The organism is Cupriavidus sp. GW822-FHT06G04 (genome assembly GCF_058799075.1).
The window spans coordinates 352,989-368,061 of sequence record NZ_JBXALD010000006.1; the positions used below are offsets into that span (position 1 = coordinate 352,989).

Genomic DNA, 15,073 nt, shown 5'->3' on the forward strand with positions numbered 1-15,073 from the left:
CCGGACTGGCACGCGGCCACCGGGCGATTCACGCATCGGCCGGAGCCGCGCTGCGGCGCCAGATTCATCTTCCGGCGACCGTTACAGCAGGATGCGGCGGAAATCTGCCAGCAACGCGGCAAAGTACGTATTGAAGCGCGCGGCTTCGGCGCCGTCGATCACGCGGTGATCCCACGACAGCGACAGCGGCAGCGTCAGGCGCGGCGCAAACTGCTTGCCGTCCCACACCGGCTTCATGTACGACTTGCACACGCCCATGATGGCTACTTCCGGCGCGTTGATGATCGGCGTGAAATACGTGCCGCCGATCCCGCCCAGCGACGAGATCGAGAAGCAGCCGCCCTGCATCTGGTCCGGCTTGAGCTTGCCGTCGCGCGCCAGCTTGGCCAGTTCACCCATTTCCTGGCTGATCTCGAGCACGCCCTTCTTGTCGGCGTCCTTGATCACCGGCACAACCAGACCGTTCGGCGTGTCGGCGGCGAAGCCGATGTTGAAGTACTTCTTCAGCACGAGGTTGTCACCGTCGAGCGATGCATTGAAGTTCGGGAACTTCTTCAGCGCCGCAACCGTGGCCTTGATCATGAACGCAAGCATCGTGACCTTGATGCCGGCCTTTTCGTTCTCCTTGTTCAGTTGAACGCGGAAGGCTTCCAGTTCGGTGATGTCCGCTTCGTCGCAGTTCGTGACGTGCGGGATCATGACCCAGTTGCGATGCAGGTTCGCGCCGGAAATCTTCTTGATACGCGACAGCGGCTTCGATTCCACTTCGCCAAAGCGCGTGAAATCCACCTTCGGCCACGGCAGCAGATCGAGGCCGACGCCCGAGCCGCCAGCAGCAGCGGCAGCAGGCGCAGCGCTCTGGCCGCTCATCACACCCTTGACGAAGTTCTGGACGTCTTCCTGCGTGATGCGGCCCTTCGGACCGGTGCCCGGCACGCGCGAAACATCGACGCCCAGCTCGCGCGCGAACTTGCGCACCGACGGGCTGGCGTGCGCGGCCTTGCCGGTCGCGCCCTGCACCGGTGCGGCAGCGGGGGCGGATGCGGGAGCAGGTGCCGGGGCAGCAGCAGGTGCCGGCGCAGCAGCGGGTGCGGCGGCCGCGGGTGCCGGGGCCGGAGCCGATGCGGCGGGCGCAGCGGCAGCCGCGGCGCCCGCGGCTTCCAGCACCAGGATCAGCGTGCCTTGCGACACGTTGTCGCCAACCTTGACCTTCACTTCCTTGACCGTGCCAGCCTGTGGCGACGGCACGTCCATGGTGGCCTTGTCCGATTCCAGCGTCACCAGCGCGTCTTCCGCGTTGATCTGGTCGCCCGGCTTCACATGCACCTCGATGACGGGAACGGCGTCGTAGTCGCCGATATCGGGCACCTTTACCTCGACGGTGCCGCCACCGCCGGCCGGTGCGGCGACAGGCGCAGGCGCAGGCGCGGCGGCTGGCGCGGGAGCAGGCGCTGCCGACGGCGCGGGGGACGGCGCCGCGGCGGGTGCCGGTGCGGGAGCAGGCGCGGCGGCGCCGGCGGGTTCCAGCATCACCAGCACCGAGCCTTCCTTGACGTTGTCGCCCACCTTGATGCGGACTTCCTTGACCGTGCCGGCCTGCGGCGACGGCACGTCCATGGTGGCCTTGTCCGATTCCAGCGTCACCAGCGCGTCTTCCGCGTTGATCTGGTCGCCCGGGCTTCACATGCACCTCGATGACGGGAACGGCGTCGTAGTCGCCGATATCCGGCACCTTGATTTCAATCGCTTGACTCATTCAGTGTCTCTCCTGGGCAGCCGGCACTTTGGGTCAGTTACGACAAATGCACTGGGCGAGGTTACTCTCGCCTCCTGCGTCTGTCACGCTGCCGCGCACCACCGTGGCCGCGGCCCGCCCGCCGGCCAGCCGGGGGCAAGCCGCGGCGCGGCGGGGTGCCGCGCTGCGGGGGTTCAGTCGTGCAAGTCCGGGAATCAGACCGACATCGGGTTCGGCTTGTTCGGATCGAGGTTGTACTTCTTGATAGCCTCGGCCACCTTCTCGCGACCGATCGCGCCTTCGTCGGCCAGCGCCTTCAGTGCGGCGACGGTGACCCAGTTGCGGTCCACTTCGAAGAAGTGGCGCAGCTTCTCGCGGGTGTCCGAGCGGCCGAAGCCGTCGGTGCCCAGCACCACGTAGCGGCGCGGCACGAACGGACGAATCTGTTCGGCGAAGGCGCGCACGTAATCGGTCGAGGCGATCACCGGACCGCGCACGCCCTTGAGCTTCTGGGCCACAAACGATTCACGCGGCGTTTCGGTCGGATGCAGCAGGTTGTAGCGCTCGGTGTCGTGGCCTTCGCGCGCCAGCTCGGTAAAGCTCGGGCAGCCCCAGATGTCCGATTCCACGCCCCAGTCCTTCTTCAGCATGTCTGCCGCGGCGATGACTTCACGGAAGATCGTGCCCGAACCCAGCAGTTGCACGCGCGGCGCATTGCTGTTTTCCACGCCCTTGCGGAACTGGTACATGCCCTTGACGATGTCCTTTTCCACGCCAGCCGGCATTTCCGGATGCTCGTAGTTTTCGTTCATCACCGTCAGGTAGTAGTACACGTCCTCCTGTTCGGCATACATGCGGCGCAGACCATCCTGCATGATCACGGCCAGTTCGTACTGGAACGTCGGATCGTACGAGATGCAATTCGGGATCGCGGCGTGGAACACGTGCGAATGACCGTCTTCGTGCTGCAGGCCTTCGCCATTGAGCGTGGTGCGGCCCGAGGTGCCGCCCAGCAGGAAGCCGCGCGAGCGCATGTCGGCAGCGGCCCAGCAAAGGTCGCCGATACGCTGGATGCCGAACATCGAGTAGTAGATGTAGAACGGGATCATCTGCACGCCGTGCGTCGAATACGACGTGGCCGCGGCGATCCAGTCGCACATGGCGCCGGCTTCGTTGATGCCTTCCTGCAAAACCTGACCAGTCTGCGATTCCTTGTAGAACATCAGCTGATCATGGTCTTCCGGCACGTACTTCTGGCCTTCCTGGTTCCAGATGCCTACCTGGCGGAACAAGCCTTCCATGCCGAACGTGCGCGACTCGTCCGGCACGATGGGCACTACGTGCTTGCCGATCTGCTTGTCCTTGAGCAGCGTGTTCAGGATCCGCACGAAGGCCATCGTGGTGGACACTTCGCGGCCTTCGCCGGTGGCCTTGAGCAGCGCCTCGAACGCCGACAGCTCGGGCACCTTCAGCGCCTCGGCCTTCTGGCGGCGGGCCGGCAGGTAGCCGCCCAGGTTCATGCGCGCCTGGCGCATGTATTCCAGTTCCTTCGAACCTTCCTCGAACGTCAGGTACGGGACTTCTTCCAGCTTGTCATCCGGCACCGGGATGTTGAACTGGTCGCGGAATGCGCGGATGGCGTCCACCGGCATCTTCTTCTGCTGGTGGGCCACGTTCATGGCCTGGCCGGCATCGCCCATGCCATAGCCCTTGATGGTCTTGGCCAGGATCAGCGTGGGCTGGCCCTTGTGCTCGCTGGCCGCCTTGTAGGCCGCGTAGACCTTGTGCGGATCATGGCCGCCGCGGTTCAGGCGCCAGATGTCGTCGTCGGACCAGTCGGCCACCATGGCCTTGAGCTCCGGCGTATTGAAGAAGTGCTCGCGCACGTAGGCGCCGTCCTTGGCCTTGAAGGTCTGGTACTCGCCGTCCACGCATTCCATCATGCGCTTCATCAGCAGGCCCTTGGTGTCGCGCGCCAGCAGTTGGTCCCAGCGGCTGCCCCACACCACCTTGATCACGTTCCAGCCCGAACCACGGAATTCCGATTCCAGCTCCTGGATGATCTTGCCGTTGCCGCGCACCGGACCGTCCAGGCGCTGCAGGTTGCAGTTGATCACGAAGACCAGGTTGTCCAGCTTCTCGCGGCCGGCCATGCCGATCGCGCCCAGCGATTCCGGCTCGTCGGTCTCGCCATCGCCCAGGAAGGCCCACACCTTGCGGTCGCCGGCGTTGACCAGGCCGCGGCTGCTCAGGTACTTCATGAAGCGCGCCTGGTAGATCGCCATGATCGGACCCAGGCCCATCGACACGGTCGGGAACTGCCAGAAATCGGGCATCAGCCACGGGTGCGGATACGACGAGATACCCTTGCCGTCGACTTCCTGACGGAAGTTGTCGAGTTGCTCTGTCGTCAGGCGACCCAGCAGGAAGGCGCGCGAGTAGACGCCCGGCGCCGAATGACCCTGCACGAACACGAGATCGCCGCCGCTCTGCTCGGACGGGGCGCGCCAGAAGTGGTTGTAGCCGACGTCATAGAGCGTGGCGGCCGACGCGAACGACGAGATATGGCCGCCCACATTGGTGTGCTTGTTGGCGCGCAGCACCATCGCCATCGCGTTCCAGCGCGTGTACGAGCGGATGCGATGCTCGATATCCTGGTCGCCCGGAATACGGGCCTGCTGCTCGACCGGAATCGTGTTGATGTACGGGGTTTCGGCGTGGAACGGCTGCGTGACGCCATTCACGCGCGCATATTCGATCTGCTTGTCGATCAGGAAGGCGGCGCGATCGACGCCCTCGGCATTCAGGACGCCCTGGAGGGCATCCAGCCATTCATGCGTTTCCTGGGGATCTGCGTCGTTGGCGCTGCTGGCGCCGAGGATCTGCTCTGGTACAGCGGACATGACTGTCTCCTGGGTAAATTCCTGCCCCGGCGGCCGCCACGGTATGGCGGATATCGGTCGGCCGGTCTGACGGTTCTGACGTCGCGGCGGAGCGTGGTGGCCTGGTCCTGGCATCGGTACTCTGGCCGTCGCCGGGATCTTTCAAGTCGGGTCGCGCTGCCCGGGATCCTCGGCTCGACAAGCGCATGGCGCCCGCCCGCATTATTCGGTCGAAGCGATTCTATGGAAGCACAGCAACGGCTGACAAGCGAAATTTTCAGATTACGAACTGCTTTCTTATAATGTGAAATATTGCGGCACCGCACCAGAAACCGGCAGCGCGCGCCCATCCAGGGGGTCGTCGATTTAAGGTTTTTCCTGTGATGAGTAGGCGCTTTCCCCAAGCGACGCACCGCAATAAAGTCGATACACTGGCCGGTCAGTCGTCAATCCCCTATGCAGTTCTTCGAACGAATCCTCTCCGGCCTGCGCACGGCCATCCTGCCACCGAACTCTGCCGGCACTGTCAGTGACGCCCCGCACGGCGTGGCGCCCGGTGTCGCGCGTGCCGGCCATGCCGACGTCCACAGCGACGACGGCGATCAGCACGACGCCATGGAGCCGCTGGCGCCGGCGCCGCGCCGCCTCTGGATCATGCGCTGGCGCAATCTGGTGGCGACAAGCTGGTTCATGTTCATCCCGCTGGTGGCGATCGTGCTGTTCACGGTGGCCATGGGCGTGATCCTCTGGTCGTTGCACGAAACCGAACGCCAGCAGCAGCGCGACGCGCTGTACCGCGACGCCGCGTGGGCGCAGCAGCGCGTACGCCTGTCGCTGCTCAGCAACCAGGACCAGATGGCGTCGCTGGCGCGCGACATCGCGGCGGCCCAACTCGACCAGGGCGCCTACCGCACCGCCGCGCAGGAAATCTTGCGCGAGAACCCCGAGATCGTCTTTATCAACTGGCTGGACGCGACCAAGCGCGGCCGCTGGTCGCTGCCCTCGACCTCCGAGTTCGCCAGCCGCCTGCGGGAAACGGTGGACCAGCCGCTGGAGCCGGAAGTTCTCGACACCTTCGACGCCGCGCGCGAAACGCAGCGCGTGGTCTATTCGCGTCCGTTGATGAACGACCGCGGCGACAGCTTCATGCTGATGGAAGTGCCGATCGTGCGCGACAACGAGTTCCTGGGCACGCTGGGCGCACTCTACTCGATCAACGGCATCCTCACGCATCTGCTACCGCCCGAGCTGACCGAGCGCTATCGCTTCTCGCTGATCGACAAGAACAACCAGACGCGCGCCAGCACTTCGGTGCGGCCGGTGCCGGGCAATGCGCTGTCGTACGAAGTCCTGCTCGATCCGCCGGGTCATTCGCTGTCGCTGCGTGCCGATGCCTATCCGCCGCCGTCGAACCTGCCGAACAACATGCTGCTGTGGCTGGTAGTGGGACTGTCCTGCTTCCTGCTGTGGAGCCTGTGGAGCATGTGGCGCCATACCAGCCGCCGGTCCGAGGCGCAGCGCGCGCTGCTGGCCGAGACGTCATTCCGGCGCGCCATGGAAAACTCGATGCTGATCGGCTTGCGGGCGCTCGATCTGAACGGCCGCATCACCTACGTGAATCCGGCGTTCTGCCGCATGACGGGCTGGACCGAAGCCGAACTGGTGGGCCGCAAGCCGCCCTTCCCCTACTGGCCACCCAATGACCAGCAGGAGATGCAGAAGCAGATCGACCTCACGCTGCAGGGCAAATCGCCGGCCACGGGATACGAAATGCGCGTAATGCGGCGCGATGGCAGCAGCTTCTTTGCTCGCATGTACGTCTCGCCGCTGGTCGACAGCCGCGGCCGACATACGGGCTGGATGAGCTCGATGACCGACATCACCGAGCCCAAACGCGCGCGCGAGGAGCTGGCGGCCGCCCACGATCGCTTCACGACGGTCCTGGAGAGCCTCGACGCGGCGGTTTCGGTGCTGGCCACCGACAAGGCCGAACTGCTGTTCGCCAATCGCTATTACCGCCAGTTATTCGGCTGGGAGGCCGAGGGCCATCTGAAGCTGGCCGGCGACGATTTCGACAAGGACCAGATGTCCAGCGACAACACGGATTTCGTCGATGCGTACGCCGGACTGCCCGCCTCCGAGCTGATGCCGTATGCGTCCGACGCGCGCGAAGTGTTCGTGCCCGACATGCAGAAGTGGTTCGAAGTGCGCCGCCGCTATATCCAGTGGGTGGACGGCCATCTGGCGCAGATGCAGATCGCCACTGACATCACGGTGCGCAAGGCCGCCGAGGAAATGGCGCGCCAGCACGAGGAGCGGCTGCAGTTCACCAGCCGCCTGACCACCATGGGCGAGATGGCGTCGTCGCTGGCCCACGAGCTGAACCAGCCGCTGGCCGCGATCAACAATTACTGCATGGGCGCCGTGGCGCGCCTGCATTCGGGCCGCAGCACGCCGGAAGACCTGATTCCGGTGCTGGAAAAGACTTCGGCGCAAGCAGTGCGCGCCGGCACCATCATCAGCCGGATCCGCGGTTTCGTGAAACGCAGCCAGCCGCAACGGCGCGAAGCCGCGCTGCACGACATCGTGGCCGACGCGGTGGGTCTGGCCGATCTGGAAGCCACGCGCCGCCGCGTGACGATCCTGACCCGCCTGCCCTCGCCGCCGCTGATGCTCTACGTCGACCCGGTGCTGATCGAACAGGTGCTGGTGAATCTGCTCAAGAATGCCGTCGAGGCCATGGCCGGCCTGCCGGCGCTGCGGGCGGCGGGCGTGGTGCGGCTGCACGCCCGCGTCGAGAACGTCGAGTTCGGCCAGTGCGTCTGCATCGACGTCATCGACCAGGGCCCGGGGGTGGACGAAGCCACCAAGGAGCGCCTGTTCGAACCGTTTTTCAGCACCAAGTCGGACGGCATGGGCATGGGCCTGAATATCTGCCGGTCGATCATCGAATCGCATCAGGGCCGTCTGTGGGTCGAAAACAATGCGGACGGCATCGGTTGTACGTTTAAAATCACGCTGCCGCTGCAGCCCGCGCTTCCCGAACAGTAACGGGCGCATCTCTGGCTTGACGGGCGTCCCTCTGCCGCGGGGCATCGGGAGGCCGCCCGGATCGTCCGCCAGGGGTGTTGCGCGCCGGCGCATGCAGTTACACTTCGTTGCAAACGACTTTGCCCCAGGAGACTTCATGACCGCAACGCCCAGCCCAACGCCGCACCGTGGCGAGACCGTCTATATCGTCGACGACGACGAAGCGATGCGCGACTCGCTGACCTGGCTGCTTGAGGGCAACGGCTACCAGGTGCGTAGCTTCAACAGCGCCGAGCAGTTCCTGTCCGCTTACGACGCAGGCCACGTGTCGTGCCTGATCCTCGACGTGCGCATGCCGGGCATGAGCGGCCCGGAACTGCAGGAGCGCATGATCGCTGAGAACATCGACATCCCTATCGTGTTCATCACCGGTCACGGCGACGTGCCGATGGCAGTTTCGACGATGAAACGCGGCGCGATCGATTTCATCGAAAAACCGTTCGATGAATCGGAACTTCGCGCATTGGTCGAACGGATGCTGCAGAAGGCCCGGACCGATCATTCCGCCGCGCGCGAACAACGCGCCGCCAAGGACTTGCTGGGCAAGCTGACCACGCGCGAACAGCAGGTGCTCGAGCGCATCGTGGCTGGTCGCCTGAACAAGCAGATCGCCGACGATCTGGGCATTTCGATCAAGACCGTGGAAGCGCATCGCGCCAACATCATGGAAAAGCTCAACGTCAATACCGTGGCGGATCTGCTGCGACTGGCCCTGTCGCGCAACAGCTGACCGGCGACCGGCGCCACTGCGCCGGCCCCGGTCATACCCGCCTCACGCCGCCCCGCCCAGTGCCTGATACAGCGTCATCTGGGCGCGCAGGCGGCTCAGCCGATTGCTGACGACGGACGCCCGCACCTGCCGAAGTGTTTGCTGATCATCAAGCCAGAACCGGATATTGCTCTTGCCGACCCGGTAACGCGCGGCGCTGATTGCCTCGGCTTTTTTGGCCTGCTCCATCGCCAGCGCAAGCTGGTCACCTTCGCGCGCGAGGCTTTCGCGCATCGACAGCGCTTCGTCCACTTCGGCAAAGGCCTGGTAAAGCGTCTTGCGATACGCGACCACCGACGCTTCGTAGTCGGTGCGCGAAATCCCGACATTCAGCCTGACCGTATTCCACTGCAGGAATGGCAGCGCCAGGCCCGCGCCAAGCGTCCCGATCGGATTGGTCAGCACCTGGCCGAGATCACGGCTGCTGGTCCCCAACGAGCCCGTCAACGAGAGCGTCGGAAAGAAGCTCGCCTTCTTCGCGTCATGGGTCGCCAGGCTGTTCCGGATGCGCGCCTCGGCCGCGGCGACGTCGGGACGCTGCGCCAGCACGCTTGCCGGCAGTCCGGGACGCACGTCGGGCAACGGGACATCGGGCAGCACAAAGTCTTCGATTTCCGCGCTCGGCAACACATCGTTAAGCAATATCGCTAATGCCTTGCGCTGGGTTTCCCGCTGTTGCAGAAGACCTTCGTAATTGGCCTGGTTGGTGGCCACGGTGCGGCGCGCCAGCGCCAGTTCCGCCATGCCGTCGGCGCCGGCCCGATATCTTGACAGCACCAATGCCTCGACACGCCTGGCGTCGCTGACATCCGCCTGGGCATCGGCAAGCTTCGCATTGAGCTCGGCAATGCTCCAGTAAGTGGCAGCGGTTGTCCCGATCAGGGAAAGTTCGGTGCTTTCGAGATCGAACGCCGTTGCCTGCGCGGCCCACGTGGCGGCGTCGCGCGTGCGCGCCAGTTTCCCCCAAAGATCCAGTTCGTAGGCGATGTTCAGGCTCGTGCCGTAAGTGCGCTGGCTTGGCGATCCATGGCCGAGATTCTTGCTCACTGACCCATTTCCGCCGGCACTGAAATCGGGCGTCAGATTGGTTTGCGCCAGACCGGCCTGAAGCCGTGCGGCCTGCAGGCGGATCGCTGCTGCGGCCAGATCGGCGTTGCGCTCCAGCACCCGCTCGACCAGTCGATCGAGCTGCTGATCGCCAAACACTTCCCACCAGCGGTCGGTCTGCGACGCAACCGCCGCAGCAGGGCCGCGCTGCGCATCCCAGCTATCGGGCAATGCAATCGCCGGGCGCTCGTACGGCGTTTCCAGCAAGGCGCCGCAGCCGCCCAGCAGGCTGGCCACGGACAGACAAAGCAAAGTCTTGCGCATCGCATTCACCCTCTTGCCAATGCCGATACGGGATCGAGCTTCGATGCATTGCGCGCAGGCACAAAGCCAAAGCCAACGCCGGTCAGGGCCGCGGTCAGGCATGCCCCGCACACCACCAGCGGCGACAGTCGCATCGCAATGGTGTCCTGAAACCACCCCAGCACAGTTCCGATCGACCAGGCAAGCGCCACGCCGAGTAATCCGCCTACCAGGCAAATCAAAATCGCCTCGATCAGAAACTGCTGGCGAATGTCGGCTTGCCGCGCGCCCACGGCCATGCGAATACCGATCTCGCGCGTGCGCTCGCTGACCGACACCAGCATGATATTCATGACCCCTACCCCGCCCACGATCAGCGAAACCACGGCAATCGCCGAGACCATCATGGTCAGCGTGGTTGCTGTCCGCTCGACGCTCTGAATGAGACTTTCATTTGTCGAAACGAAAAAATCCTTGCGGCCGTGATGCTTGCTCAGCACCTTTTCCACGTCCGCCATTTGCCAAGTCTTGCTGTTGGATTTCATGCGCAGCTTGATGCTGCTGAAATGGTCCTGCGGCATCAGATGGGATTTCTGCGTGGTGTAGGGAATCCACACGTTAAGCGACTGGCTATTACCGAGCAGCGATTTGCGCGCCGCGGTCACGCCAATAATGCGGAACGGCACGCGGCCAATCAGAATGATTTCACCGAGCGCGTCACGATCGGCTCCGAACACGCGGCGGCGCAGATTCTCGTCGATGACGGCCACCTGCGCGCGGCGCGCGATGTCGTCGGCGGAAAATGCCACGCCCGCCGCCATCGCGGTATTGGATGCGCGAAAGAAAGCCTGATTGACGCCCACTGTCGCCACGGCGAGTTTCAGGTTGCCGTAAATCGCCACGCCGGTGCCATGGATAACCGGACTGATACTGTCGATATAGGGCTGCGCGGACAGGACCGACAGGTCCGGCTCGCGCAGCGCACGCATCGCTTCGGGGCTTTCGTCACCGCGCCCGTTTCCGGGATAGATGTCAACAGTATGAGTGCCCAGCGCATTGAGATCTGCCACCACGCGCTGCTTGGCCCCTTGTCCCAACCCCGTCACGGCGATCACCGACGCAATCCCGATAACGATGCCAAGCATTGTCAGCGCGGTTCGCATACGGTGACTGGCCATGGCGTGCCAAGCCATCACCAGCGATGTCTTCAGGCTTTCCAGCGACCATTGGCCGCGGCGGCTGTCAGCGTAGTCTGCTGGCGGCGACGCAACGCCGCGGCTTTCGGCTGCGGTGCTGCGACGATCGGCAACAATCCGTCCGTCCTCGATCTCGATAATCCGGTCCGAACAGGCCGCCACCTCTGGGTCATGCGTAACGATAACGACCGTATGCCCATCACGATGCAAATTGCGCAGGTGTTTCAAAACCTCGTCGTGACTGGCGCGATCCAGCGCACCGGTCGGTTCGTCCGCGAGAATCACCGCGCCCCCGTTAATCAGAGCGCGCGCAATACCAACACGTTGCTGCTGTCCGCCGGACAATTGCGCCGGCCGATAATCGACGCGGTGAGCCAGTCCAAATCGCGCCAGGAGGCCGAGGGCGCGTCGCTGCCGCGTGGCCTTGTCGATTCCGGTGTAGAGCGCGGGCATCTCCACGTTTTCAATGGCGGTCAGATGCTGCAGCAAATCATAGCGCTGGAAAATAAAACCGAAGTATTCGCGACGCAGCCTGGCGAGCGTATCGGGATCCAAACCCCTCGTGTCTTGTCCGGCGATGCGATATTGCCCGTCGGTCGGCCGATCGAGGCATCCCAGGATATTGAGCAAAGTGGATTTCCCAGAACCGGATCGCCCCACAATGGCCACCATCTCGCCGGCACGGATGGTCAAATCGATCCCATGCAGCACGGTCGAGTTCTCCCGGCCATTCATATAGATCCGGGAAACGCCCCGCAGCTCGAGCAGTGCAGAAGTCATGATGCGGACTCCGTGTCGTCGGGCGAGTTGGCACCCAGCACTACCTGCTCGCCTTCGTTCAGGCCACGCACGATTTGCACGGAAACGTGATCGCTCAATCCGACCTGAATTTCCCGCCGATCGATTTTCCGACCGCCGTTCTGAGCCACCGCGACCGCATACTTTCCATTCTGGTCCGGTCCGTCCACGGCGGCTGCCGGCAGCAACAGCGTATTGGCGGCGCGTCCGAGCACAATCGACACCTGTGCCGTCATGGACGGTTTTAGCGTGCCATCGTCATTGGCTACTTCAAGCAGGCCGTCGTAATAAATGGCGCTTGCGGCAGGCTGATTCTGAGTGGGATCCTGCGACAGCGACGAAATGGGCGGCGCCGGCTCGACACTGCGCAATTTCGCGTGAAACTTGCGTTGCGGCGCGCCAAGGATGGAAAACCACGCGTCCTGCCCGGCGCGCACGCGCACGACATCGGCTTCCGATATTCTGGCCTTGACCAGCATATGGTCCAGATCGGCGAGCACCAAAATCGTCGGCGCCGATTGGGCCGATACCACGGTTTGTCCTTCCTGCGTGACTACAGCAATAACCTGCCCATCCATTGGCGCCACGATACGGGTATACGCAAGATTGGCGCGGGCCGTTTCCACCGACGCTCGCGCCTGTCGCAACTGGGCATCGAGCGCATCGATATTCGCCCGCGTGGTATCCACCTGGCTCTGCGCCAATTCCACGTCGGCGGGCGCATTCGCATCGTCTTCCCGCAGTGCTTTTTCGCGCTGAAGCGTCAGTTGATACTGTCGCAATTGCGCTACCTGCGCGGCCTTTTGGGCGGCCGCGTTCTTCAGGGAAGCTTCTGCCTGACTCACTTCATTCTGCTGCAAAACCGGATCGATCTCGGCCAGCAAGTCACCCTTCTTGACCCGGTCGCCAAGCTGGACTTTCAGCGTTTTCAATTGTCCATTCACTTGGGCGCCGACATTGACCTGACGAATCGGCGTCAACGTGCCGGATGCGAGCACGACTTCCTCGATATCACCACGCGATACCGCCACGGTATGCGGCGGCGCAGCTTCAGGGCGACCGTGAAACCAGAATCCGGCGGCTAGCGCGACGGTGGCCGCGAAAGCGAGGGACCAACCCACTCTTTTCGATCTGCGCGATTTCATGACAGTGCCTCGATAGACTCGGTTTCCACCGCACATCCAAAACGATGAAGACGCCCGTCTCGCAGTTCATACACCGCGTCAAACAAATGCAGATGGGACCGGTCATGCGTCACGACGATGGCCGCGTGCGCGTGGCGCGTGATGGCGTCGATCACCGCGAGCGCACTGTCGGCGTCGAGGTTTGCAGTCGGCTCGTCGAAAATACTCACGGACCGGCGTGCATAAAGCGCACGCGCCACCATGATGCGCTGCCGTTCGCCGGCGGAAAGCGATGCCGTCGCGTCGGTCAATAACGTATCGATACCGCCCGGCAACGCGGCAACCCGCTGGCCCATGCCGACTGCATCGACCAGTTTCTGACAACAGGCGCGATCGGGATTCGGCGCGAACATCGAAATATTTTCCAGCAGCGTGCCGGTGAACAGAATGTCCGAAGACGTCTGCAGATGGCAGTAGCGCCGCAGTCGTTCCCAACGATCGGTCCATTCCCCGTCGATTCGTAGAGCGCCCGACGATGGCGTTTCCATGCCGGCCAGCAGCGACAGAAGCGTGGTCTTTCCCGAACCGGATTCACCAATCAAGGCGATCCTTTCGCCAGGCCGGATCGACAAGCAAATATCCTCGAGCGCGAGGGGACTGCCCGGATGCCGGAAATTCAACTGGTCGAATTGCAGCGATTGCTCTAGCCCTTGCTGCTCGTCGGGATACACATCGCGCTCCTGCTCAAACATGTCTTGCGCACGCGCTTCGGCCACGCGATTCGACCGCGCACCCACCCAGGCGCCATAGCCCGCGGTAGCCGACGCAAATGCAATCTGCCGCAAAAACGTAAATGCATAGAAGGCGCCGAAAGACAATTCGCCATGAAGCATCGCATTTGCGGCGACACCCAGCATCACCAGCAGTTCCACATTGCCCAATAACTTGTACGCAGTCTGCTGGCGGACACCGAGATCCGCTTGGCGGCGCCAGGTCTGGATCGTCGCGCAACCATGGTCGGCGAAGGCCTGCGCCCGGCGACGCGTGCCCAGGGCCGATTTCCATGCGTGAATACCTTGAATTGTCTCCAGCATGAATTGCCGCTGGTTGCCTGCCACCACTTCCGCATCCATGCGCAGGCTTTGCGCATGCTGGCCGTAGCGCTGCGTAATCAGGCCCGAAATGGCAATACCGACCATGCTGATAATCGCGAGCCACGGTTGCAGCCACGCCATCGCCAAGATGGCGACGATGGCAACCAGCACCGCGCAAAACATGGTGTTGCCTAGCCGGACGCGGGCAATTGCCGCGTCGCCATAGGCAGAGAACCTTTCAACCAGATCGCCCGGCGTGCGCCGCGAAAAGTAGCCGAGACGATTATCGATCAGCCGCGAAAATGCGCGATCCAATGCCAGCATGCCGACGCTGGCGCAATGGCGATTCAATGTCCGGCCACAGAACCGCTCGAATGCAAATGCACCGAGCACCGCTGCCAGAAACGCGCAGCCGATCGACCAGTAGGCGTGCATGCCGCCAGGATTCAGCAGTCTGTCGACAAATGTTCCGACGAACAGCGGCGTCATGAACGACAGCGCGCCGGAAATTAGCATCAGGCTGACCAGGGGGATGCCTCCGGCTTGCGCCAGGCGCATGCGGCTTGGCCGTTGTCCGCTATTTCGCGCCCGCGGCCGCGGCCGTTCGTCTTCCCCGAGGATCAGCGCATAGCCGGTTGCCACCCCTGCGAGTACGCCGCGATGCAGCAAATGGACGCCAACCGCAGGGTCGAACACTTGAAACAGGTCTCCCGCGGCGCGCATCACCAGCACAAAGTGATTTCCGCGCACATGCAGAATGGCCGGCAGCGGTAACTCCACTAGCGCCTCTGGATCGAACCGCACCGGATCCGAAGCCACATCGTAGGATTCCAGCGCCTCGACGAGGTCCACCAGCGACATGCCGAGCAATGACGCCCCGCACCGCTTGCGCACGTCTGCGAGACTGGATTCAATACCCAGCGCCTGCAGCAGCATGGCGACACACGCCACGCCACATTCCGATATTTCGCCCTGATAAGTCGGCTCGATATCGTACAGGCCGCGCAGCGTTTGCGAAGAATTCCACATTGACAT

General features: G+C 63.4%; 7 protein-coding genes and 1 pseudogene. 2 read left to right on the forward strand and 6 right to left on the reverse strand.

Annotated elements, in window-relative coordinates; all coding sequences use genetic code 11:
* Window positions 1-81 precede the first annotated feature (81 nt).
* Window positions 82-1,756 (reverse strand): annotated as a pseudogene (aceF, locus tag AC1RKI_RS16320) (dihydrolipoyllysine-residue acetyltransferase).
* Between the two features lie 194 nt (window positions 1,757-1,950).
* A complete protein-coding gene (aceE, locus tag AC1RKI_RS16325; protein ID WP_492796255.1) occupies window positions 1,951-4,638 on the reverse strand; it encodes a pyruvate dehydrogenase (acetyl-transferring), homodimeric type in 2,688 nt (895 codons plus the stop codon).
* Window positions 4,639-5,073: 435 nt separating this feature from the next.
* Between aceE and AC1RKI_RS16330 the strand changes: the two genes are divergently transcribed.
* Together AC1RKI_RS16330 and AC1RKI_RS16335 are read left to right on the forward strand one after the other, a co-directional pair.
* Window positions 5,074-7,668 (forward strand): PAS domain S-box protein, encoded by a 2,595-nt coding sequence (locus tag AC1RKI_RS16330; RefSeq protein WP_150982400.1) that lies wholly within the window; start codon window positions 5,074-5,076, stop codon window positions 7,666-7,668.
* A 136-nt stretch (window positions 7,669-7,804) separates the two neighbouring features.
* Window positions 7,805-8,437, forward strand: a complete 633-nt coding sequence (locus tag AC1RKI_RS16335; protein WP_061960180.1) for a response regulator transcription factor — start codon at window positions 7,805-7,807, stop codon at window positions 8,435-8,437.
* Between the two features lie 42 nt (window positions 8,438-8,479).
* On the opposite strand, the gene AC1RKI_RS16340 is transcribed toward AC1RKI_RS16335, so the two are convergent.
* Genes AC1RKI_RS16340 through AC1RKI_RS16355 form a run of 4 tightly spaced genes read right to left on the reverse strand, consistent with a single transcriptional unit; the run spans window position 8,480 to window position 15,073 of the window.
* Window positions 8,480-9,847 carry an efflux transporter outer membrane subunit gene (locus AC1RKI_RS16340; RefSeq protein WP_492796253.1) on the reverse strand — a complete coding sequence of 456 codons (1,368 nt, stop codon included), beginning with the start codon at window positions 9,845-9,847 and terminating at the stop codon, window positions 8,480-8,482.
* 5 nt (window positions 9,848-9,852) lie between these two features.
* Entirely contained in the window at window positions 9,853-11,802 is a 1,950-nt protein-coding gene (locus AC1RKI_RS16345) for a MacB family efflux pump subunit (protein WP_492796251.1), read from the reverse strand.
* Window positions 11,799-13,001 (reverse strand): efflux RND transporter periplasmic adaptor subunit, encoded by a 1,203-nt coding sequence (locus tag AC1RKI_RS16350; RefSeq protein WP_492919053.1) that lies wholly within the window; start codon window positions 12,999-13,001, stop codon window positions 11,799-11,801. The genes AC1RKI_RS16345 and AC1RKI_RS16350 overlap by 4 nt, the downstream gene beginning before the upstream one ends.
* A complete protein-coding gene (locus AC1RKI_RS16355; RefSeq protein WP_492796248.1) occupies window positions 12,962-15,073 on the reverse strand; it encodes a peptidase domain-containing ABC transporter in 2,112 nt (703 codons plus the stop codon). Before AC1RKI_RS16355 ends, AC1RKI_RS16350 begins: the two co-directional genes overlap by 40 nt.

Excerpts from the sequence above, each read along its gene's own strand:
- aceE (WP_492796255.1), bottom strand. The coding sequence starts at position 4,638 with ATGTCCGCTGTACCAGAGCAGATCCTCGGCGCCAGCAGCGCCAACGAC.
- AC1RKI_RS16330 (WP_150982400.1), top strand. The coding sequence starts at position 5,074 with ATGCAGTTCTTCGAACGAATCCTCTCCGGCCTGCGCACGGCCATCCTG.
- AC1RKI_RS16335 (WP_061960180.1), top strand. The coding sequence starts at position 7,805 with ATGACCGCAACGCCCAGCCCAACGCCGCACCGTGGCGAGACCGTCTAT.
- AC1RKI_RS16340 (WP_492796253.1), bottom strand. The coding sequence starts at position 9,847 with ATGCGCAAGACTTTGCTTTGTCTGTCCGTGGCCAGCCTGCTGGGCGGC.
- AC1RKI_RS16345 (WP_492796251.1), bottom strand. The coding sequence starts at position 11,802 with ATGACTTCTGCACTGCTCGAGCTGCGGGGCGTTTCCCGGATCTATATG.
- AC1RKI_RS16350 (WP_492919053.1), bottom strand. The coding sequence starts at position 13,001 with ATGTGCGGTGGAAACCGAGTCTATCGAGGCACTGTCATGAAATCGCGC.
- AC1RKI_RS16355 (WP_492796248.1), bottom strand. The coding sequence starts at position 15,073 with ATGTCAATGTGGAATTCTTCGCAAACGCTGCGCGGCCTGTACGATATC.